This is a genomic window from Mucilaginibacter sp. (genome assembly GCF_036568825.1).
Lineage (GTDB): Bacteria > Bacteroidota > Bacteroidia > Sphingobacteriales > Sphingobacteriaceae > Mucilaginibacter.
Map to the genome: position 1 here is coordinate 47,748 of NZ_DATCRU010000060.1, position 23,187 is coordinate 70,934.

19 protein-coding genes and 1 riboswitch are annotated in these 23,187 nt (G+C 42.4%); of the genes, 11 read left to right on the forward strand and 8 right to left on the reverse strand.

Features of this window, described 5'->3' with window-relative positions:
• Positions 1 to 117: 117 nt before the first annotated feature.
• Positions 118 to 1,281 (reverse strand): serine hydrolase domain-containing protein, encoded by a 1,164-nt coding sequence (locus VIM89_RS12545; RefSeq protein ID WP_488156501.1) that lies wholly within the window; start codon positions 1,279 to 1,281, stop codon positions 118 to 120.
• A gap of 170 nt (positions 1,282 to 1,451) precedes the next feature.
• Between VIM89_RS12545 and VIM89_RS12550 the strand changes: the two genes are divergently transcribed.
• The 5 genes from VIM89_RS12550 to VIM89_RS12570 all read left to right on the forward strand — a co-directional run bounded on the left by VIM89_RS12550 (position 1,452) and on the right by VIM89_RS12570 (position 6,058).
• Positions 1,452 to 2,489: a tetratricopeptide repeat protein gene (locus tag VIM89_RS12550; RefSeq protein WP_488156502.1), complete on the forward strand. Its 1,038-nt coding sequence runs from the start codon at positions 1,452 to 1,454 to the stop codon at positions 2,487 to 2,489.
• Between the two features lie 187 nt (positions 2,490 to 2,676).
• Positions 2,677 to 4,074: a class II fumarate hydratase gene (fumC, locus tag VIM89_RS12555; RefSeq protein ID WP_488156503.1), complete on the forward strand. Its 1,398-nt coding sequence runs from the start codon at positions 2,677 to 2,679 to the stop codon at positions 4,072 to 4,074.
• A gap of 125 nt (positions 4,075 to 4,199) precedes the next feature.
• The gene (locus VIM89_RS12560) at positions 4,200 to 4,718 is read left to right on the forward strand and encodes a fumarate hydratase (RefSeq protein WP_488156504.1); all 519 of its coding nucleotides are present in this window, start codon (positions 4,200 to 4,202) and stop codon (positions 4,716 to 4,718) included.
• Between the two features lies 1 nt (position 4,719).
• Positions 4,720 to 5,517 carry a S1/P1 nuclease gene (locus VIM89_RS12565; protein WP_488156505.1) on the forward strand — a complete coding sequence of 266 codons (798 nt, stop codon included), beginning with the start codon at positions 4,720 to 4,722 and terminating at the stop codon, positions 5,515 to 5,517.
• A 94-nt stretch (positions 5,518 to 5,611) separates the two neighbouring features.
• A complete protein-coding gene (locus VIM89_RS12570; RefSeq protein WP_488156506.1) occupies positions 5,612 to 6,058 on the forward strand; it encodes a low molecular weight protein-tyrosine-phosphatase in 447 nt (148 codons plus the stop codon).
• A 52-nt stretch (positions 6,059 to 6,110) separates the two neighbouring features.
• Here VIM89_RS12570 and VIM89_RS12575 read toward each other — a convergent pair whose 3' ends face one another.
• From VIM89_RS12575 to modA, 3 genes are all read right to left on the reverse strand, one after another.
• Positions 6,111 to 6,734, reverse strand: coding sequence for an ATP-binding cassette domain-containing protein (locus VIM89_RS12575; protein ID WP_488156507.1), 624 nt, complete (start codon positions 6,732 to 6,734; stop codon positions 6,111 to 6,113).
• Positions 6,731 to 7,402, reverse strand: a complete 672-nt coding sequence (modB, locus tag VIM89_RS12580; protein ID WP_488156508.1) for a molybdate ABC transporter permease subunit — start codon at positions 7,400 to 7,402, stop codon at positions 6,731 to 6,733. The genes VIM89_RS12575 and modB overlap by 4 nt, the downstream gene beginning before the upstream one ends.
• A gap of 63 nt (positions 7,403 to 7,465) precedes the next feature.
• A complete protein-coding gene (gene modA, locus VIM89_RS12585) occupies positions 7,466 to 8,215 on the reverse strand; it encodes a molybdate ABC transporter substrate-binding protein (RefSeq protein ID WP_488156509.1) in 750 nt (249 codons plus the stop codon).
• A 208-nt stretch (positions 8,216 to 8,423) separates the two neighbouring features.
• On the opposite strand from modA, the gene VIM89_RS12590 reads away from it, so the two are divergent.
• The 4 genes from VIM89_RS12590 to VIM89_RS12605 all read left to right on the forward strand — a co-directional run bounded on the left by VIM89_RS12590 (position 8,424) and on the right by VIM89_RS12605 (position 15,294).
• Positions 8,424 to 9,656, forward strand: coding sequence for a glycoside hydrolase family 5 protein (locus VIM89_RS12590; protein ID WP_488156510.1), 1,233 nt, complete (start codon positions 8,424 to 8,426; stop codon positions 9,654 to 9,656).
• A gap of 49 nt (positions 9,657 to 9,705) precedes the next feature.
• Entirely contained in the window at positions 9,706 to 10,560 is an 855-nt protein-coding gene (locus VIM89_RS12595; RefSeq protein WP_488156511.1) for a glycoside hydrolase family 16 protein, read from the forward strand.
• A gap of 114 nt (positions 10,561 to 10,674) precedes the next feature.
• Positions 10,675 to 12,639 (forward strand): retaining alpha-galactosidase, encoded by a 1,965-nt coding sequence (locus tag VIM89_RS12600; RefSeq protein WP_488156512.1) that lies wholly within the window; start codon positions 10,675 to 10,677, stop codon positions 12,637 to 12,639.
• A gap of 120 nt (positions 12,640 to 12,759) precedes the next feature.
• Positions 12,760 to 15,294 carry a hybrid sensor histidine kinase/response regulator gene (locus tag VIM89_RS12605; protein ID WP_488156513.1) on the forward strand — a complete coding sequence of 845 codons (2,535 nt, stop codon included), beginning with the start codon at positions 12,760 to 12,762 and terminating at the stop codon, positions 15,292 to 15,294.
• Here the strand turns inward: VIM89_RS12605 and VIM89_RS12610 are convergent.
• Together VIM89_RS12610 and VIM89_RS12615 are read right to left on the reverse strand one after the other, a co-directional pair.
• Entirely contained in the window at positions 15,291 to 16,616 is a 1,326-nt protein-coding gene (locus VIM89_RS12610; protein WP_488156514.1) for a sigma-54-dependent transcriptional regulator, read from the reverse strand. The genes VIM89_RS12605 and VIM89_RS12610 overlap by 4 nt on opposite strands.
• A gap of 144 nt (positions 16,617 to 16,760) precedes the next feature.
• Positions 16,761 to 16,907 (reverse strand): hypothetical protein, encoded by a 147-nt coding sequence (locus tag VIM89_RS12615; protein WP_488156515.1) that lies wholly within the window; start codon positions 16,905 to 16,907, stop codon positions 16,761 to 16,763.
• Between the two features lie 805 nt (positions 16,908 to 17,712).
• Between VIM89_RS12615 and VIM89_RS12620 the strand changes: the two genes are divergently transcribed.
• Entirely contained in the window at positions 17,713 to 18,189 is a 477-nt protein-coding gene (locus tag VIM89_RS12620) for an Lrp/AsnC ligand binding domain-containing protein (protein WP_488156516.1), read from the forward strand.
• Between the two features lie 159 nt (positions 18,190 to 18,348).
• Here VIM89_RS12620 and VIM89_RS12625 read toward each other — a convergent pair whose 3' ends face one another.
• Complete coding sequence (locus tag VIM89_RS12625) at positions 18,349 to 20,607, reverse strand: Tex family protein (RefSeq protein ID WP_488156517.1); 2,259 nt, start codon at positions 20,605 to 20,607, stop codon at positions 18,349 to 18,351.
• 228 nt (positions 20,608 to 20,835) lie between these two features.
• Between VIM89_RS12625 and VIM89_RS12630 the strand changes: the two genes are divergently transcribed.
• Positions 20,836 to 21,384, forward strand: a complete 549-nt coding sequence (locus VIM89_RS12630) for a DUF6252 domain-containing protein (RefSeq protein ID WP_488156518.1) — start codon at positions 20,836 to 20,838, stop codon at positions 21,382 to 21,384.
• Positions 21,385 to 22,559: 1,175 nt separating this feature from the next.
• Here the strand turns inward: VIM89_RS12630 and VIM89_RS12635 are convergent.
• The gene (locus VIM89_RS12635; RefSeq protein WP_488156519.1) at positions 22,560 to 22,823 is read right to left on the reverse strand and encodes a Clp protease N-terminal domain-containing protein; all 264 of its coding nucleotides are present in this window, start codon (positions 22,821 to 22,823) and stop codon (positions 22,560 to 22,562) included.
• A gap of 103 nt (positions 22,824 to 22,926) precedes the next feature.
• A riboswitch (SAM riboswitch) is annotated at positions 22,927 to 23,037 on the forward strand.
• Positions 23,038 to 23,187: the final 150 nt, after the last annotated feature.

Genomic DNA, 23,187 nt, shown 5'->3' on the forward strand with positions numbered 1-23,187 from the left:
GTTGAAATGTTTTAAGGTTGAAAAGTTATAGCGATTCAACCTTACAGATATAACAAAGTTATGGCCGCAAAGTTAAACAACATTGCAAATTTCAACTTTAAAACCTTCCAACAAAAATTAATCTTCAGCTGTATCCCCGGCACCATTGTAGGCGCCTTTGCGGATAACCGGCATGTCTTCCAGCTTAAAAAGTTCGTCCAAATGTAGCAGGCTTCCGTTAACCAGGTTGCCAAGTAGTACAATTGTTACGTCATTTTTCAAATCGCGCACGTAGATGTGGCGGAAACCATGCCACCAGCCGGTGTGGTAAACTACTTTCTGGCCCGGAGCTTCAAATATTCTCCAGCCATAGCCATAGTTAAAGTGGCCGCGTACCATCGGGTTGCGCGGTGTATATGCAGAATCTTGAGTAGCAGGTTTGATCAGCATGCCGGCTCGTAATGCCTGGTCGAACAGGTAAAGATCGCCGACGGTACTGTAAATGCCTTTATCGCCAACAGGGCCATCCAGGAAATTTGGAGCGACAGAATATTTCCAGCTATTACGGTCGTGTCCAACTACATCCACCGGGATTTTATCATAAGCTGCTTTGGAGTAAACAGCCGTGTGGGTCATGCCGGCAGGCTTAAATATGTTTTCCTTCATGTAGTCGGCGTAGCTCATGCCGGTTACTTTCTCGATGATAGAGCCCAGCACCATGAAGTTAGAGTTGTTATATAAAAAATGTGCGTCAGGCTTGCTAAAAGGCCTTGGTTTATATTGAGCGATCATATTCATCGCTTCCGTATTGGTGATGCCTTTGCGTTGATTTAAATGCTGTTTACGATAGATGTCATCGATAAAATAAACATAGTTCATCATTCCCGAACGGTGGGTAAGCAACAATTTGATCGTCACACCATCATATGGAAAATTCGGGAAGAACTCTTTTACATCCTGGTTTAATTTGATCTTGCCACGTTCCAGCAGTTGCATTATCGCTGTGGATGTCATGGTTTTGGTAACCGACGCCAGCTGGAATTGCGAGTTGATCTTCAGGCTGTCACGTCTCAGGTGGTCGGCCCAGCCTAAAGCGTTTTCATAAATTATTTTGCCATGTTTGGCCACCAGGATATTACCGTTAAATCCGCTTTTTGAATGTAACTTGTGAAAGAATTCATCAACGCGTTTGTCGGCATTTTTGGGGTTATATTCTAAAAGTTTAGAAGGATTAAAGGGTTTACTGCTGTATTTTGGTGCGGTAGAAGTTGCCGGTTTTGCATTGTTGTTACCGCAGGCCATTATCATTAACAGGGGTGCGGAAGTTATCAGGAGTTTTCTTAACACTAATCTCATAAATATATTCTAAACACTTTAACGCCTGCGAAATTTGTAAATTATCGACCGGTAAGAAATTAAAGTTTTAAACATTTTTGTTGTTTTAGTTAATAACCTTTACATATTTTTAAATTATGAACCGATTATATAAAAACCTGGTCACTTTAGCACTTACCGTAATTACCTTAAACGTATTAGCACAGGGTAAAGGTTCAGTACCCGATCTGATAAAAGAAGGCGTGCAATTGAACGACCAGGGCAAGTATGCCGATGCCATAGCCAAGTACAACGAGGCACTAAAACTCGACCCGGAGAATGCACAGGCCAATTATAAAATGGCATTTACGCTTGTACAATCAGGCAAAGGGAATGATGGGATCCCGTACACAGAGAAAGCGATTGAAAAAAGCAATAGTCCGCAGCTTAAAGCGGCTTGTTATGATATGCTGGGCAGTATTTATGATAACGATCATCAAACGCAAAGGGCAATTGAGGCTTACCAAAATGGCATACAGGTCAACCCAAAATATCAGCGCTTATATTACAACCTGGGTCTTACTTATTTCAGGAACAAACAATTTGCTGAAGCGGAAACAAATGCCATCGAAGCTATTAAACTCGATCCAAAGCATGGCAGCAGTCTGCGTATGTATGCGCTGGTTACTTTTCACCAAAACAAACGTGTAAATGCTTTGATGGGATTTTGCAGTTTTTTGTTATTAAACCCGCAGGGACCACAGGCTGCTGAGGCTTTTGGCAATATTCAGCACATTTTGCAGGGTGGTGTGTTGAAGGATGCCAGCGGAAAAAATACGATTATGCTTTCCCCCAACGATGAAAAAGAAAACGGAGCATTAAATCTTGCTATATCTATGGTCGTCTTGTCGGGTCAAAACAAGAAGCTGACAGGAATGGATCTGCTGGAATATGAGCTGAAAAGCATATTTACCATGGCCGGGGAAGCCTCTGAAAAGAAAACCGATAAGGATTTTTATAATAGATTCTTTGCTGATTATTTCTACAAACTGGCCAAAAGCGATAATATGCCTGCCTTTACCCGTTTGGTAAGCCTGAGTGCCAAAAAAGATGAAAATATCAAATGGATGAGCGAGCACGACGATCAGGTGAAAGCACTGGATAGCTGGCTGGCAACAACGGAGAGAAATTTTTAACTCCTTCCCGTTGGCTGTGTCCCCACAGCCAACTTTTGCTATCAGTTAACGGAATGTCTGTGAGGACACAGACATTGGAGGGTAAGATACAGGCATTGGAGGAATCACCACAAGAATATTACGGTTTCCATTCCCGCACTTCGTATAAAACCCTAACTTTGCCCTGCAAATAATTCATACAAATACCATGAGTTTCAGAACTGAACACGATACCATGGGCGAGGTACAAGTACCTGCCGATAAATACTGGGGAGCACAAACCGAACGTTCACGCAATAATTTTAAAATTGGTCCGGAGGCATCTATGCCGAAGGAAATTGTAGCTGCTTTTGCCTACCTGAAAAAGGCAGCAGCCTACACCAATACTGACCTGGGCGTATTGCCTGCTGAAAAGCGCGACCTGATCGCCCAAGTATGTGACGAAATACTGACTGGTAAACTGGCCGGTGAGTTCCCGCTCGTGATCTGGCAAACCGGTTCCGGTACGCAATCAAACATGAATGTGAATGAGGTTGTGGCTAACCGCTCACACGTATTACAAGGCAATAAATTAGGCGAAGGCAAAACCTTCATCCACCCGAATGATGACGTGAATAAATCGCAGTCATCAAACGATACTTACCCCACTGCTATGCACATCGCAGCTTACAAAATGCTGATTGATGTGACCATCCCCGGCGTTGAAAAACTACGCGATACCTTGAAAGCAAAATCAGAAGCTTTTAAAAGTGTTGTGAAGATCGGCCGTACACACCTGATGGATGCCACTCCGCTTACTTTGGGACAAGAGTTCTCAGGTTATGTATCGCAATTGGATCATGGACTGAAAGCTTTAAGAAACACATTGGATCATCTTTCAGAACTGGCATTGGGTGGCACCGCTGTCGGTACCGGCATCAACACGCCAAAAGGTTATGATGTGAAGGTGGCTGAATACATAGCCAAATTCACCAACCTGCCATTCCGCACTGCTGAAAATAAATTTGAGGCGTTAGCCGCTCACGATGCTATTGTAGAAAGCCACGGCGCCTTGAAGCAAATCGCAGTTTCTTTGATGAAAATCGCTAACGATATCCGCTTGCTGGCTTCAGGGCCGCGTTCCGGTATCGGCGAGATCCACATTCCGGATAACGAGCCGGGATCATCCATTATGCCGGGTAAGGTTAATCCTACACAAAACGAAGCGGTAACCATGGTGGCTGCTCAGATAATGGGGAATGATGTAGCCATCTCAATTGGCGGTGCAAACGGCCATTATGAGCTGAACGTATTTAAACCGGTAATGGCGGCTAACTTCCTGCAATCTGCCCGTTTAATTGGTGATGCATGTGTTTCGTTCAATGATCATTGCGCAAAAGGCATTGAGCCGAATTACGATGGTATCAAAAAACATCTTGAAAATTCACTGATGCTGGTTACTGCATTGAACCCGCATATCGGTTATGAGAATGCTGCTAAAATTGCCAAAACCGCATTAAAACAAAACACGTCGCTTCGCGAAGCCGCTATTGGCTTAGGCTTACTCACCAACGAGCAATTCGACCAGTGGGTACGTCCTGAAGATATGATCGGAAGTTTGAAATAAGGGTTCGCAAATACGACAACATACAAGATGGGTGTCACACTGAGCTCAGTCGAAGTGCGGCGCGTAAAGGCCTGCCCACCATGCTTCGAGGGCCTCAGCATGACACCCTGTTTTAAAAAATAATAATGCAAAAAACCTTCAGTTCCTGGCTTTTACCTTTCGCCTTTTGCCTTTCAGCTTTCACCTTACTAAACGGCTGCTGGTTCAATCCAAATGTTCAGGGTAAAGGTGAAGTTTATCTGCAAGGCGAATGGCAACAGGATTCTGTTCCGAACCAAAAACGATTACTCGAATATTCCTTGCATCATTTAAAGTTTAGCTGCGATTCATTTTTTATTCAGATTAATGAATTCAGTAAAGTGAATAATAGCGCTGATACTTGTGTGCATTCGGGGCATTGGTCCGAATACCTTAAAGGTACTTACCGGCAGCGCAACGACACTTTATTCATAAAAGGCCAATTCTGCGACCCTGATTATTCATTAAAAGAAGATGCAGGGTGTCTCCGCATAGGAGTTTACGAAGAAGCCTTCAAGGTGAGCAAAAAAAGTGATTCACTTATTCAATTTGCCAGTACATCCAACATTATACCTATCAACGCACATCTAATAAAACATACTACCTGTAATCCAAAACCATTGTAAAATGAAACTGAATTTCCTAAAGAAACTGATCATCGGCGCTGCTATCATCTACGCACCTCTGCAGTCTATGGCGTGGGGAACTGAAGGCCACCGCGTAGCCGGACAAATTGCCGACAGCTATTTAACCGCAAAAGCCCGCGCTGCCATCAAAGCTATCCTGGGCGATGAGAGCATTGCCATCACCAGCAACTGGGCCGATTTTATCAAATCTGATCCCAATTACAACTACTTATCTGCCTGGCATTATGTCGACCTTGACAAGGAATACACCTTGCCTGAATTACAGGACTTTTTAAACCAGGATACCAAAGCAGACGCCTACACCAAACTGAATTTTCTGATCGCTGAGTTAAAGAAAAAAGATATTAGCAAAGAGAATAAGCTATTATATCTGCGTATGCTAATCCATATTGTGGAGGATGTACACCAGCCTTTGCATGTCGGTCATACCGAGGATAAAGGCGGCAATGACATCAAAGTAACCTGGTTCAATAATCCGACCAACCTGCACTCGGTATGGGATTCGCAGCTGATCGAGTTTCAGCAATTAAGCTATACCGAATATACCGCAATGATCAATCATACTACTGCTGAACAGCGCGCCGAATGGCAAAAAGCGCCGATCAGCCAGTGGATATTTGAATCAAGTCAAATTGCCAATAAACTATACACCGAAACCAAAACCGGTGATGCGCTAAACGGCTACAAATACAATTTTGAGCATATAGCCACTGTTAATGAGCAATTGCTGAAAGCAGGTGTTCGTCTGGCGGGGATATTGAATCAGATATTTGGTTAATACTGTTGGAAGGTTGTAAAGTTGAAAAGTTATTTTATTAGGTTGGTAAGTGAACTTTACAACCTTCCAACTTTTCAACTTTACAACAAACAAAATGAAAATACTAATGGTCTGCCTCGGAAACATCTGTCGCTCGCCTTTGGCGGAGGGTGTTATGCAGCATTTGGCTGATGAGCAGGGCCTTGGCTGGCAGGTTGATTCAGCCGGTACGGGTGGCTGGCATGTGGGTGAAGGACCGGATGGACGCTCAGTCCGTACTGCCCGTAATCATGGTATTGATATTAGTAAACAGGTGTGCCGTCAATTCAGGAGACGTGATTTCAGCGATTTCGATCATATCCTGGTAATGGATAAATACAACCTGTCGGATGTGTTGAACATGGCTCCTGATGAAGAATCTGCTGCAAAAGTAAAATTACTGCTGGGCAACAGGGAAGTACCCGACCCATATTATGACGACAGCCAGTTTGAACCGGTTTTTGAATTGATTGAATTGGGTTGCAAGGATTTTATTAAAGAAGTCTCAAGTCGGAAGTCTTAAGTCGAAAGTCACAAATCGTTGAACCAAATGGCTTATGACTTTCGACTTAAGACTACTGACTTTCCACGTACATTTCCCTCGCCGTCACCCCTTCCAATTCCTGCGGATTGTGACTCACAATAAGCACCGTCGTTCTCAACTCATCCCATATTGATTTTAATCCGGGTATCAATTCCGATTTCATTTTAGGATCAAGCGCTGAGAATGGTTCATCCATCAGCATTAGTTTTGGCCGGATAGCCATTGCCCTTAGAATAGCCAAACGTTGTTGCTGCCCGCCTGATAGATATTCAGGTTTATGCGAAGTAAAGGTTTCCAATTTACCTATAGTAAGCAGGCGATTGATCCATTGTGCATCATCCGATACATATTCCAGGTGTTGCTGTACCGTCATATTGGGGAACAACGCATAATTCTGAAACACAAAACCCACTTTTCTTTTTTGTGGTGAAAGGGAAATTTTCGATATGGTATCTAACCAAACCGCATCATCAACCAATATTTTACCGCGTTCAGGTTCAACCAACCCGGCAATGATCTTTAAAAAGGTAGACTTCCCTGCACCTGAAGGGCCATATATTTTGGTGATGCTGCCGCTGTCAAACTGCGCTGCAATTTTCAGCACTTGTTCGCCACGATAAGCCTTTAGCTTTTTCTGTATATCAATGCTGATCATTCTAAAGGACTTTTGGCTTTATATTTATTGAACACAAACACCGATATCACCATGATAAATGTGATGCAGAATAGAATCAACGAATAGGCATTCGCAGAACTATAATCCATATTCTCTACTGAATCATACACTGCAATGGACGCCACCCTGGTTACTCCCGGTATATTACCACCGATCATCAATACAACCCCAAATTCACCCAACGTATGCGCAAAAGTAAGGATGGCAGCCGTTAATACGGATGCCCGGATATTGGGCAATAACACTTTAATAAAAGTTTCTCTTTCTGATTTACCCAAGGTATACGAAGCCTGCGAAAGCGATAATGGCAATTGCTGCAAAGCTGATTTTATCGGTCCGATCATGAACGGCATGCTGTAAATTATAGAAGCCAGTACCAATCCTTTAAAAGAAAATACCAGCTGAATATCGAATGCATTATGCAGCCATTCACCAATTCCATGTTTAGGGCTAAAGGCCATCAGCAAATAAAATCCCAGCACCGATGGCGGCAAAACCAACGGCATCGTAATAATAGCCTCCAATATGATCTTAGCTATCGATCTGCCTTTTGACAGCCAGTAGGCCAATGGCAGACCAATGATGAGCAATATCACGGTGGTGATAGCCGCCAGTTTTAGAGTAAGCCATATCGGGGTTAAGTCCATTTATTAAAAATAATAGCGATGACTGTAAAACCATCGCTACCTGTAAATAATTCCCAGTTATTATTAAACACCATACCCGTATTCCTTCAATAACTTCTTCGCAGCCGGGCTCAGCATGTATTCATAAAACTTCTCGGCATTAACCGTTTCCTTACTTTGTTTCAGGATAATCATGCCTTGTTTTATCGGCGTATAGCTTTTCGGGTCGATTTCTTTCCAGTAAATAGTTGTTTTTCCTTCTACATCTTTTACCAACGCGCGGGTTGTGAAGCCAACATCTACAGTACCGGTTGTGATGTAGGTGTTTACCTGCGATATACTTTCGCCCGTCACTAATTTCGATTGTATATCATCCAAAACGCCCTTTAATTTCAGTGCCTCTTCCGCTGCTTTTCCGTAAGGAGCAATGGCAGGATTCGCAATAGCAATTTTTTTAATGCGGCGGGTTAACAGCAGTCTTTCCCAATTTTCAAACCCAATATTCTGCGAGCTGCAAATGATCAGACTGCCATAAGCATAAACAACCGGCTCTTTTGTGCTGAAACCCTCTTTAGCCAGGCTTTCGGGGAAACCCATATCTGCGGAAAGAAACAGGTCAAACGGGGCTCCGTTTTTTATCTGGGTCGATAGGTTACCTGATGAACCGACAATCGGCTGTATGTCAATACCTGTCTTCTGCTTAAAGTCTTTTCCTAATACTTTAATAACTCCCTGCAAATTAGCGGCGACCGCCACTTTTAGCTCTTGTGCAAAGGATGTTATCGAGGCGAAAAGAAAAAATAGGACTATAATAAAGGCAGCTTTTATTTTCATAGACTTATTAAATGATATTATTTTTTCATTTCTTTTTAAAAATACGAGCCTGAATTAACATTTCGGCAAAAAAGAAATATTTTTTACTATGTATTTTGTACACTAAGTAAAATTAATCCTATATTGCATCTGCAAACAACTAATCAACCAATTGCAAACCTGAGATATGCCTGCGTAAAAACAGGCATATTGATTTTAAAAACCAGTCATGAAGAAACATATCGTACGCCTTATCTTATTGGCGATGCTTTGTTTTCCACTCTTTTCGGGTGCCCAAACCAATGGTTTTATTGGAGTAAAAGGTAAAGATATCGTCACCCCTGATGGTAAAAATTTCCTGATGCGTGGCACCAACCTGGGCAACTGGCTTATCCCCGAGGGGTATATGTTCAAGTTCAAAAGTGTGAACTCTCCACGGTTGATCAATGAAGCTATAACCGAGCTGATCGGCCCTGATGAAGCCAAAGTTTTCTGGGAAAAATACCTGCATACTTATATTGAAGAAGGTGATATTCATTATCTCAAAACTCTGGGTGTTAATTCTATCCGTATACCATTCAGTTATCGCTTATTTACTAAAGAGAACTACCTCGGTCAAAATAATCCCGACAGGGGTTTTGAACTGCTTGATCGTGTAATCGGCTGGTGCAAGCACGAAGGCATTTATGTAATATTGGACATGCACAGTGCACCGGGCGGCCAAACCGGGGATAATATTGACGATGGTTATGGTTATCCATTCCTGTTTAAGAGCGAAGACAGTCAGCAACTGGTAGCTGATATCTGGAAACGCATTGCCGATCATTATAAAAATGAAACGATCGTAATGGGCTACGATTTATTAAATGAGCCTATTGCTACCTACTTTAACGCAGCTGAATTAAATCCATACCTCGAGCCTGTTTATAAAAAAATCACCGCAGCAATCCGGACGGTCGATAAAAATCACCTGGTGATTTTAGGCGGTGCACAATGGGACAGTAATTTTAAAGCATTTGGTGCTCCTTTTGATTCAAAAGCGGTATATACCTTCCATAAATACTGGACCGACCCAACCAAACAAGTAATACAGGATTATATCGATTTCCGCGACAAATACAATGTGCCGATCTATTGCGGCGAAACTGGCGAAAACAAAGATGCCTGGGTAGGCGCTTTCAAGAATGTGCTGGAAGAAAACAATATCGGCTGGCATTACTGGCCTTATAAAAAGATGGATAATGCAGCGGGCTTTGTCACTTTTGACGTACCTGCCGGATATGATAAGATCATTGAATATACTGAAAAACCACGCGCAAGTTTTGAGGAGATCCGCAAAGCCACGCCCGCTGATCGCGAGCTGATCAAAAAGGCATTGTATGATTTTATCAATAACAGCCGCTTTGAAAATTGCAGGCCGAATAAAGGCTATATCGAGGCTTTGGGTTTAGGTAAAAAATAAAACGGCAACTCAATTTATTTATACATTGTATATTATTTGGTTGAGCAACATGTTATTACCCCACAAACAGAAATTCTGGATCATTGCAGTGATAGCAATTGCGTTGCTTTTTGCATTAATATCCTGCAGCAAAAAGGATAATACTTCGCCAAATAATCCGACTCCTACTAAACCGGTTGATACGACAAAAACAACCACAAAGCCAACTTACTCGCTGGTATGGTCGGATGAGTTTGATGGCACAACCGTTGATACCTCTAAATGGAATTTTGAAACAGGTGGGGGCGGATGGGGCAATAACGAACTGGAATACTACCAGGCAGCCAATGCGAGCGTTGCCAATGGTAACCTGATAATCACCGCCAAACACGAAAACGTAGGTGGCGAGACTTACACTTCCGCACGAATGACCACGCAGGGAAAAGAAGCGCCTACTTATGGCCGCATCGAAGCCAGAATTAAAGTACCGAAGGGCCCGGGTTTTTGGCCTGCATTCTGGATGCTGGGTTCCAATATACAAACTGTGCCGTGGCCAGCCTGCGGCGAGATGGATATTATGGAACATATCAATGACACCCCAACCATTTATGGCACTATGCACTGGGCGGTAAACGGGCAGCATTCGCAATATGGAAGTACGCTTAATGTTCCTACCGTAGCCGATTATCATTTGTATGCGATAGAGTGGGATCAGAATGAGATCAGGTGGTATGTGGATAGTACCTTATATCAAACCGGTAATATCCAAAACAACATCAATAGCACAGGTGCTTTCCATTTGCCATTCTTCATCATTTTAAACTTTGCAATGGGTGGAAACTTCCCAAACACACCTGTTAATCAAAGCCTGCTGCCTGCAACCATGTATGTGGACTATGTGCGGGTTTATAAGCAGACGAATTAAAGTCTCAAGTCGGGAGTCTTGAGTTTTGAGTCCTAGAAAAACAAAATTGTCATTGATACGGTTTTTATTTAGCTTAGGCTAAGTTTAAACCGTTTCCTTTTTAACCTCATACCGATGAAGTCCTTTGTTTTGTTTTCCTTCTGTATTCTTCTGTGCTTTTCTACCGCCTTCGCGCAAAAAGAAAAGGTATATCATGTGAAATCGCCTGATGGCAAGATCGACCTGACTGTTTCGGTTGATAAAAATATCAAATGGTCGGTAAATCATGAGCAGACTGAAGTGATCACACCATCAGAAATCTCCATGACGATAGAAAAGGGCGGAGATTTTGGAAAAAACGCCGTAGTGAAATCGGCTAAAAGCACATCGGTTAACCAGGAGATCCATACGCCAATCTATAAAAAGGATAATGTACGTGATCATTTTAATCAGCTGCTCTTAACCTTCAAAGGTGATTATGGGCTGGCATTTAGAGCGTATAATGATGGCGTGGCTTATCGGTTTGTCTCGACCCGAAAAGGCGACATTATAGTTAAAAACGAAGAATCGAATTTTAATTTTAAGGATGATGATAAAGCTTTCCTACCTTTCGTGAACGATTATCGCAATCATGATAAATTCAATACTTCATTTGAATCGCATTATGATAATATCAGCCTGTCAGAAATAAAGAAAGATTCATTAGCGTTTTTGCCTGTTTTGGTTGATTTGGGCAACGGCAAAAAAGCAGCCATACTGGAAGCTGACCTGCAAAACTATCCGGGCATGTATGTGACCGGGCGTGGAAAGAGTAGTTTGAACGGCGTTTTTGCTCAATACCCTACCAAGGAATCTATAAACAGGATCAATTTAGTGGTGGATGACCGCGCAAATTATATAACCAAATCAACCGGCGTACGCAGTTTTCCGTGGCGGGTGGTAGTGATCAGCACTGAGGACAGGCAGTTGGCAAATAACGATATGGTACAACGTTTGGCCGAGCCCTCAAGGATTGTAGATGAATCATGGATAAAACCTGGCAAAGTGGCCTGGGATTGGTGGAACGATTGGAACGTGACTCATGTTGATTTCAAGGCAGGTATTAATGTGCCGACTTATAAGTATTATATCGACTTCGCGGCAGCAAATAAACTGGAATATATTATTATTGATGAAGGTTGGTCGGATGATTTCGATCTGAACAAAACCAAGCTGGATATTCAATCTATTGTCGACTATGGTAAACAGAAAAAGGTAGGTGTAATCCTATGGTCGACCTGGTATGCCATTACCCGCGATGCAGACGGACTGTTTGCCAAATACGCCAAAATGGGTGTTAAGGGTTTTAAGATTGACTTTATAGATAGGGATGACCAGAAGGCGGTTAGCTCTCTGTATGATCTGGCGCAAAAAGCGGCAACCAACCATTTAATGATCGATTATCACGGCATGTACAAACCAAGCGGCTTGCAGCGTACTTTCCCCAATGTGATCAATTGCGAAGGCGTAAAAGGCATGGAAAATATGAAATGGGGAACGGATAATCAGCCCGGCTATGATGTAAGCATCCCATTCATCCGCATGCTTGCCGGTCCGATGGATTATACACCAGGGGCTATGCGTAACGCATCAAAATCTGCTTTCCGCCCAGTAAACAGCAACCCGATGAGCCAGGGCACACGGAGCCATCAACTGGCGATGTATACCATCTTTGAAGCCCCACTCCAAATGCTTTCAGATAACCCGACAGCTTACATGAGGGAAAAAGAAAGTACCGATTTCATAGCTGCTGTTCCAACCACTTTTGATGAAACCGTGGCTGTAGATGGTAAAGTGGGTGAGTATGTTACCATCGCCCGCCGCAAAGGCTCTACATGGTATGCCGGCTCGATGACCAACTGGAATGATCGCAAACTCAATATCAATCTATCCTTCCTCGGCGAGGGCAAATACAAGGCTATTATATTTGAAGATGGTGTTAATGCTGATCGCGATGCGACAGATTATATTCGCAAAGAGGTTATTGTAACAGCTAAAGATCAACTGGAAATCTCCATGGCCTCTGGCGGCGGATGGGCAGCGAGGTTTGAGAAACAGTGATTCCAGTTGGTAGTTAGAAGTTGGCAGTTTGCATTCCACAATTGGTGCAAAACAATAGTCACCTCAAGTTGTTTCAAATCTTCGGGGGTGAGGATTTTTGAATGATCTCTGATTAGTTTAATGCCAAACGATATATCTCCATTTGGGTTTGTTAGTTCTGTTAAGGGAAAGATCATACTGGCATCTTTGCTGGCCTGTCTGTTGGCCGTACTCGCCTGGAAGACAACAGAAAAGGCATTTGCAACCCTGCTGGATTCTTTCGACACCGTTACTGCGCCCAACGATAAACTTCGGCTGATCCACGAGATATCCATGAAGATCAATCGCATGGAACAAGTTCAGGCTTTTGTAGATAAGAAGAACAACGGGAATAATAACTTTCTAAATGAAACTCAAAAGCTCGGCAAAAAAATAGATACCTTAAAGAATCTTTATCCTGACAGGCCAACTCAGCTTAAACGCCTTAATACACTAAAAAGGCTTCTCGATGATCGCGACAAACTATACGTCGATTACCTGAACATCCGGTCGGGCCTGATCAATTACAAACAATTTGCCCGCCAGGTTGAACAGCTGCACGATATGGTTAACAAAAGCGCTGCACAAACGGACAGCACGGTGACCACCTCGGTTAAAAAAACAGCTACTACCACCTATTATCCCCCCGTTCCCGAGAAAACTGCCGAGACAAATCACCCCGGATTTTTTAAAAGACTTTTCGGTCACAAAACCGCTCCCGCAGTTACTGATTCTCAAACAACACAGCAACCATATAGCGTAGTAGATTCAGAAATGAAGGAAAAAAAGGATACCATAGCGCTGGCTATGCGCGATAGCATGTTGATGGGCGTCGGTAAGGTCATCCAAAACATGGAAAACACCCGGCAAAAAAGCAGCGCCTTGTTTGTTCATAAAGAAAGTATGCTCGACCGGACCAATGCCAAGATTGTTCGTCAGATACAGCTTATCCTGAAAAGGATTGAGGCCGAAGCTTTGGCGCAATCTAACGCAAGCAGCTTAGCCGCAAAGCAGGTGGTAAAGGACAGTGTGAAACGCATCGGAATTATAATGGGGCTATTCTTTTTATTTATCTGCCTGCTGGTATACCTCATCTTGCGGGATGTAACGCGCATTAACCGCTACCGTAAACAAATAGAATTAGCTAAGGAAGAGGCCGAATATCATGCTTTGGCCAAACACCGATTTCTTTCCAATATGAGCCATGAGATCAGGACTCCACTGCAATCGATACTGGGATATACAGAACTAGTTAAAAATGAGGATTATCCAAGGCCGGAAAATATCGAAGCGATCTACAATTCGTCCAATCACTTGCTCCATATCGTTAATGAGGTATTGGACTATAACAGGATACTGTCAGGCAAATTTACCTTCACTCGCGAGGCGTTTGATTTGCGTGCATTATTGAGTGAAGTGGTATCCGTGATGCGTCCGCAAGCAGCCAATAAGCATATCGATCTTAAAACACATTTTGACTTGTCAACCGACCACTTTGTATTTGGCGATGAGTTTAGGCTTAGGCAAATATTGTATAACCTGATGGGTAACGCGATCAAATTTACCAATGAGGGTGAAGTCAGGTTAGCCGTTACTTCTTTCAGATCTGGTCAGAGAACTAATCTTCGTTTTGATATCAGCGATACCGGTATCGGCATGTCCGCAAGTGATTGTGACCGCATTTTTGGAGAATTTGAGCAGGCGGACGGCAATCTGCAAAATAAAAATGGCACTGGGTTAGGTCTGGCTATTACCAAGCAGCTTGTCGAACTACAAAACGGAAGTATCTGGGTTAAAAGTAAATTGGGCGAGGGAAGCTGTTTCACATTTGAAATGCCTTTCGAGATCGCAACAGAGGCAGCAGTAAGCAAAACTGCTTTGACAGAGTCAACAGAGATAAATTATCCAGGCAAAATATGGATAGTGGATGATGATCCTTTTATTGTCGACCTGGTAAATCAATGGGCCGGGCGGCATGGCATTTCGTGCAGGGGATTTGGCTCGCCGGACGAAATATTAAATACGGAGTGGGATAATGATGTCGAAATATTGCTGATCGACATCAGGATGCCGCAAATGAGTGGTATCGAGCTTTGCCATTTGATGCGTCCTAAAATATCATCGCAAACACGTATTTGTGCATTGACAGCCCAGGTAATGCCCGAGGAGCATCAAATAGTGCTCAAAGGCGGATTCGATTGCATCCTGACCAAACCTTTTACCGAAAAAGAGTTGCTGGATATGCTGAAAAAACAGCGTCGAAGCAAGCCTGTTAAAGAGTTTACCCTTGATCAGAGCGTAATAGAAAAACTCACCTTTGGCGACCCGGCTATGAGTGTGGGCATTTTAAAACGTTTTGCCGATGATAGTACGCATGACATCGTTGCATTGCGTGATGCACTTAAAACTGATGAGGTAAAGTCTGTTACGTTATTGCTCCACCGCATTGCCGGTCGCACCGCTCAAATTGGCAATAAAGCGCTTGCTGCTAAATTTAGAATTATCGAAATCAGGTTGCAGAAGGAAAGCGCGTTTTCTCAAAACGATGCTGATGAGATTCTAAGTCTTTTGAATCTTTTGCAGAACTTTACAGGTGAGGTTGCAGATTACAGCGAAAAAGCAAGTTCAGTCAATTAGACCGCATTATCCAGGCCGTATTTTTCCAGCTTACTATATAAAGTTTTCCTGTCGATATTCAGTAGTTTCGCTGCCTGTGATTTATTGTTGTGTACATCCGCCAGTACTTTCTGAATCAGCTTTCTTTCATTGATCTCATTCTGAAATTTAAGATCCGAATCCGGTTTCTCTTGTATTTGTGATACAAAAAGGAACATTTCATCAGGTAACGATTCTGTGCCAGCCTCGTCACCCGGTGTCAGCAATACCATTCTCCTGATCACATTCTTCAGCTCTCGTAAGTTTCCAGGCCAATCATAGTGATGCAATATTTCTAAAGCTTCATCACTTATTCTATTCACCTTGCGGCCGATATCGCGGTTGGCCTCAGCAACAAAAAAAGTGATAAAAGAATCCATATCCGCCGACCTTTGTCTCAATGGCGGAAGCTGAATTTTAAATTCATTAATGCGGTGATAGAGATCGAGCCGGAATAAGCGGGCATTTACATTCGTCACCAGTTCATCGTTGGTCGCTGCTATTATTCTTACATCAATAGCTGTGTGCTTATGCCCTCCAAGAGGTACGATGACCTTTTCCTGCAAGGCGCGTAATAATTTTATCTGCACCTCGTAATCCAGGTTACCTATTTCATCCATAAATAGGGTTCCACCATCAGCCTGTTCAAATACGCCTTTTTTATCGGCAATCGCACCGGTAAAGGCTCCTTTTACATGACCGAATAGTTCACTTGAAGCAAGATCTTTTGAAAGCGCGCCGCAGTCGATAGCTATAAAAGGCTTTGAGTTACGTTTACTTTTTTGATGGATGAGCCTGGCCACATATTCTTTACCTGTACCACTTTCTCCTTGTATCAAAACAGAAAGATCAGTTGGCGCGATCAGTTCAATATGCTCATCCAGTTTTTTCGACTGCTGGTCGGTTCCCTTTATAACCCCTTGAACCTGTTCTGATTTAGCTTTCTTTAATGATAAAGCATTATCGATTACTAATATCAACTCATCAGGGTTAACCGGTTTGGTGATGTAATCAAACACACCCATCCGCATGGCCCGCACTGCCGTTCGCACATCGTTAAAGCTGGTCATCATAATGGTTGGCAGCAAAATGTTGGTAGCGCGGGTTTCGGTGAGCAGATCAAGACCGGTTCCATCTGGAAGGCGATAATCCAATAATAAAAGGTCGAATTGGATATCTTTCAGAGCATTTAATCCGGCTTTAACAGAAGCTTTAAGGATAGGTTCATGTCCTTTTTTTTGCAAAAAATTCTCCAGTAATTGAGAAAATGTAGCATCATCATCAACGATCAGAATCTTTGCCATAGGACCGGATTTTTTGCAATAATATAAAATTAAAAAGAATCGCCCCTTAACGGGGCGTCCTCCTAATTCTCAAGAATTAATAATAAAGGAAGTTTAACAATTGTTTTGGTTAAATTAATTAAGGTAAACTTCCCTCAGGAATGATTAGCGCTGTGGCTTTTTAGTTGTGGTATCTTTTTTAGTCTCTTTTTTCTTCTTAGTTGTATCTTGTTGCATTGTTGAATGAGCTGAAGCTACAATTGAAGAGAATGTGAAAGCTGATAACATCAGCATTAATGCTAATTTTTTCATAGTCGTATTTTTTTTGTTAATGTTATTAACCATGGCCTCATAACCGTGCCAAGCCTGTAAAAAAGGCATTTTATGTGTAGCTACCACCCAGAAGATAGAAATAAGTGTTGCATTACTCTACAACTTTGGGGAGAGATGCAACAGATGTGCAGATGGGTGAATGTGCAGATGTGCAGATGAGGAGATGTGCAAATTAAAGCGATTGCAATTTGAATCAAATTTGCTGCCTACTGCAAACTAATAACTGCCAACTGAAAAAGGAACCGTCTAAAAACAGTAAAGCCCCTGATGGGCAGGGGTCTTTACTAACCAATTATAAACCTAAATTATGAGAAGGGCTGTAGGAGAAGGAGTCGAACCTTCACGAAGTGGTTATTCTCATTGCTGAAAGTTTCCCATTAATCTTCGCCACCGCGACAAGGAGGTGTGTCTGCCAAAAATTTCACCATCCTACAGTATATTTAAGTCTGGGCCTGTAGTCACAAACTGAAAGTAGGAGTAACGACTCTCAACTTATGGCTTCAGACCTTTGACTTAAGCTGTTGGGGAAGGGGTCGAACCTTCAAGGAGTGGTTAGCCAGCAAGCTGGTTTCCCATGATCTCCGCCACCGGGACAAGGAGGTGTGTCTGCCAAAAATTTCACCACCCAACATTATAGAAACACTTAAAGAACGGTAGATAATTATCTAAATGCTTATTACAAATTTAATGGGACTATCGATTTCTTGCAAATATTTCAATAAAATATTTTTATTTTTAATTTTATTTTAATTAAACTTGTATTTAAATAGAGAAATTAAAATTTATGTCCCACAGAAAAGCTCAAAATTTAGAAATTGATAATCTCGACATCCAGATTTTGTCGATTTTGATGAAAAATGCGACAACTCCCTACACCGAAATCGCCAAAGAGTTGATCGTTTCCGGCGGAACAATCCACGTCCGCATGAAAAAATTAGAGGAAATGGGCGTTATAAAAGGCGCCAGTCTTGAGGTCGATCCGCAGAAACTGGGCTATGATATTACCGCTTTCCTGGGTATTTATCTCGAGAAGGGATCACAATATCACGAAGCAGTAAAACAACTGAAAGGCATTAAGGAAATTGTAGAACTACACTATACCACAGGCGGTTACAGCATTTTCGCCAAGATCGTTTGCCACGATACCAATCACCTGCGCGAAGTGCTGAATGAGCACATCCAAAGCGTTAAAGGTATTCAGCGCACCGAAACTTTCATCTCACTTGAAGAAAGTATCAGAAGACAGATCACTTTGGAATAAGTTTACAAAGCTTTTATTGGGATTACTATAAAATCAGGGTGACAACCTTATAAGCGGGCTGTCACCCTGAGCCTGTCGAAGGGTCGCGCGTAGAGGCCTCTACGCACCATGCTTCGACAGGCTCAGCATGACACCCGTCGTGTTTGTTAATTTTATCTTTTACTTAAACTTTCCCTTCAACGCAGCCAGCTTAATAGCCATATCAGTTTCCGGTTGATTTTGAACTTTTTTCTCTGCCGGTTTATGCTGATGTTTTGATTGCTCGCGTGGTCTCTGTTGCTGCTCACGTGGCTCATGAGCTTTCATCGATAGCGATATCCGCTTACGGTTTACATCTACTTCAGTCACCGTCACTTCAACTTTTAGGTGAACTTTCAAAACCTCATTCGGGTCTTTAATATAGCGGTGCGTGATTTGGCTCAAATGCACCAAACCATCCTGGTGAACGCCGATGTCTACGAATGCCCCGAAGTTGGTAATGTTGGTAACGATACCAGGCAGCTTCATGCCAATTTTCAAATCAGTAATGGCATTTACGCCCTCTGTAAAGCTGAAAGCCTCGAACTGCTCACGAGGGTCGCGGCCTGGTTTGGCAAGCTCATCCATAATATCGTTCAGCGTAGGCAGACCAACCGTTTCCGTCACATATTTTTGTAATGGAATGCTTTTGCGCAGCTGCTGATTGCTCATCAGGTCTTTCACGGAGCATTTCAGGTCTTTAGCCATTTGCTCCACTACATTATATCTTTCCGGGTGGACAGCGCTGGTATCCAGTGGATTTTCCGCGTCGCGGATACGAAGGAAACCTGCTGCCTGTTCATAGGCTTTATCACCTAAACGGGCTACTTTTTTTAGCTGATCGCGGCATTTAAATGCACCATTCTCATTCCGGTAATCCACAATGTTTTGCGCCAGCTGCGGACCAAGTCCCGATACATAAGCCAATATTTGTTTTGATGCAGTATTCAATTCAACACCCACGGCATTTACGCAACTGATCACGGTATCATCCAATGAGCTTTGCAATTTATTCTGATCCACATCATGCTGATACTGGCCAACGCCGATGGATTTTGGGTCGATCTTCACCAGCTCAGCCAGCGGATCCATCAAACGGCGACCGATGGAAACGGCGCCCCTCACCGTCACATCTTTATCCGGGAATTCCTCGCGCGCGACCTCCGATGCGGAATAAATGGACGCCCCGCTTTCATTCACCATTACGATTTGAACGCCTGGCAAATTCAGGTTACGGACAAACAATTCGGTCTCCCGTCCTGCAGTTCCGTTACCGATTGCGATTGACTCGATGGCATATTTACTTACCAGGTGACGGGTTGTTTTCTCAGCCTCGGTTGCACCGCCTGCACCAGTGTGCGGGAAAATGGCTGTATATTCCAATAATTTTCCCTGTTCATCCAGGCACACCACTTTGCAGCCTGTACGGAAACCGGGGTCGATAGCCATAGTACGTTTTTGACCAAGTGGAGCAGCCATTAGTAGCTGACGCGCGTTCTCGGCAAATACACGTATAGCTTCTTCATCCGCCTGTTTTTTGGTGAACAAGCGTATCTCTGTCTCCATTGATGGTTTCAACAAGCGCTTGTAGCCATCAGTTATCGCCAGTTGAATTTGGCGTGATGAATCATTATTACCATTCACAAAAAGGCCTTCTAATAATTGTATTGCCTCATCTTCCTCCGGCTGAAGGTCGAGCCAAAGTATTTCCTCTTTCTCACCACGACGCATAGCCAGTACACGGTGCGATGGGGCCGATTTTACAGGCTCCGTCCAATCGAAATAATCTTTGTATTTGATGCCTTCTTCCTCTTTTCCGGTAATCACCTTTGATTGAAAAGTGCCTTTCTCCAAAAACAGCGCACGCATTTTGGTACGCACATCGGCATTTTCGCTGATGTGCTCAGCAATGATATCCCTTGCCCCGGCTAATGCTTCTTCAACAGAGCTTACACCTTTTTCTTCATCAATATATTTTGCTGCCTCAAGTTCAAGGTCGATTTTCTTTTGCTCAAGTACCAAGTCAGCTAAAGGCTGCAGACCTTTTTCGCGTGCAGCAGTAGCACGGGTTTTGCGTTTTGGACGGTAGGGCAGATAGATATCTTCTAATAACACCATCGTCTCCGCTTCGTTGATCTGTTTTTCGAGTTCAGGCGTCAGTTTGCCCATTTCGGTAAGCGATTTCAGGATCGCTTCGCGGCGTTTGTCGAGGTCGCGGAGTTGTTGTATGCGGTCGCGGATGGCGGCTACTTGTACTTCGTCCAGACTGCCAGTCAGCTCTTTGCGGTAACGCGAAATAAAGGGAACAGTAGCACCTTCGTCCAGCAAGCCTACGGTGGTGGTCACCTGTTTTTCGGCAACGGATAGTTCAGCAGCAATTTTTTTATAGTGAGATTCCATTTGATTACACAGATTTATTCGTGATTACACAGATTTGATTTAGGATTTCACAAACAACATCGGTGTAATCTTCATATAATCGGTGTAATCCCAACAACCGCGAAGTTGCCACTCTTTGGGCAGAAAGAGAAGTGGTGTGTAAAAGTATTTCTATCCTACATGAAGATTCCATATTAAACCATTAAAGAGTGATTGCAGTCTATCACTAAAACAAATACCTTTATCATTATGAACCTTATCAGAAAAATCATTATAGCCGGATGTATGACAGCGGTTATATACGGATGTAAAAAAAACAGCCCTTCGCCCGACAATTACCTTAAGTACAAAGTAGATGGAGTATATAAATCGCTTAAACCGGAAGCTGACTACTTTGATGATTCTTTAATAATTGATGCCGGTAAAATAGGCGGAGAGGATTTAACCATTTTTTTTGATGGCTATCCTGCACCCGGCGTTTACGATTTAGCTGATTTCGATGTTGCTTCCATCTCCTATACGCTAAATGATGATCCTTATGATACTATAATCTCACAAACCGGGACCCTTGTGATCGCATCTTATGACGGAGAACATATTAAAGGTACATTTGAATGTAAGCCCAGTAATGGAAAAAATATCAAGACGATAACTGAGGGTGAATTTAACACCAAAGTTGAGCAATGGGGTTATTTGTCGCCGCCTGATACTGATAGCACCTACAGTTTTTCGGCAAAAGCGAAAATTCTTGAACATTTGCAAAAGATCAGAGCTGCAAAATTGATGAGCGGGAAATAGGCCCATTGATGCGATGATAATGCTCATAAGCTGAATGAAACTTTCTTCACTACTGTAGCATTCCGGCCACAGCTATCGTAATCACAAACAACTAGCAGATTAGATCACTGTCAGTTAATAGTTAATCAAGCAGGACGGGGTGGGTGGGTTGTGCAATCCTGCTTTGGTATGGGATTTTATTCGAAATTCCATCATGCCGGTATTTTGGATGGAAAGTAATTCATAAATTTAGTCACCTAATCAAAGTCGCTTTTTTATGAACAAGCTTTTTATCTCAATTATAGTCTGTTTTATGTTTCTACAAAAACCGATTTATCAAATAGTAAAAACTGAAAAAGATTCAAAGGGATATATTAATACACTACTGGTTTTCACCAAGAAGGAATCGAATATAAAATCGATCAATTCTGAATTACTTAAAAAATATCAAAGTCCACAAGCAGTAACATTTCAGATTTTCTACTTCGATAATTTGAATGTTGCAAGAAATTATGAAAAGGTGTTATTTAATAAGAATATTTCAGATGACGTTATTGAAAGAATGAGTGATCATGTTATAGGAAAATATGTATATAACCGATACCTAAATCAAAATGGGCAGTTATATACAGGTAAAAATTCCGATCTGAATTAAACCGGCAAATGTTTGGATACACTAACCAAAATACTTCGCGTTGGTCGGGATTTATAATCCACAACCAAAAAACAATCGGATTTGCAATCCGATAAATGACACTTCCCCCCAACTGGTTTAAGTCTTCCGTAGGGCGACTTAAATCACACAGGAAAATGAAGGACTCTGTCCGGTTTAATGTACCTAAAGTTCATTTAAGGAAAAAGATATATCTCTGCTATAAATGCCGGACGCAGTCCTACCAATCATCTTTGATTTTTTCGCAAGTGTTTTTGTTTTTAAAGGGCGCTCAAGAAGGCTACGCCGTTAAGAGTGCTGCGATGAACTCTTAAACCAGAGGAGCGGGCTTAATCAAGTTTTATGATAAAATCCTTAACCCGGTCGTAAGTCAAATTGAATTTAGTAGTCAACTCATTTTTAGAAAAATCAGAACCAACCTTTAAATAGGATAATAAAATGTGCTCTGCTTCTATAATATGAAATTTCCCAAGTGATCTTGCCTCAAGGGCTGACATTTTTATCATGAACTCAGCTTTGTGTGTTAATGGAATCTTTTCAATGATAATCGACGTTTGGTTGAGTCGAAAGTTCTTTCGATACATTCAATCAACTGAAAGATGTCAACATCTAATTGTTTAAAAGTCTTGAGCACAACACCACCACCCTTTGGGTCTTTTAATGATTCATCAATAATTGCTAATAGCAAGTGTTCCGAATCGACGTAATCATAACCAAATTGCGCAGCCAGTTTTCCGGATGTATGAATGATGTCTCGTACTAAATCTGAAAAAGCTACATTTTCCATGTCTAAAAATAATTAATTGCCTATACCTCCCAAAATGACACTCCAGCAACACTAACAACTATTCCCCATTTTGACTTTACAACATTATTGTGCAAATTTGCACTGCTTATAGAGAAAGACGGAGGGATTAGACCCTGCGAAGTCTTAGCAACCTGTGCTTACAAGGTGCTACGTTCTACTTATCCGCCTCAAAAATGGATAGGACAGATAAGCGAAAGTCAACTTTATACCCGACTTTTCGAAATAAGCCCTTTTTAGATGTGAGATTTGAGATATGAGATTTGAGATGGTTTTTTCACCTTCTTTCACTCGCGTCAAAACTCTCTATTCTAAGATCTGAGATATCTGTGTGTGATTGGATATG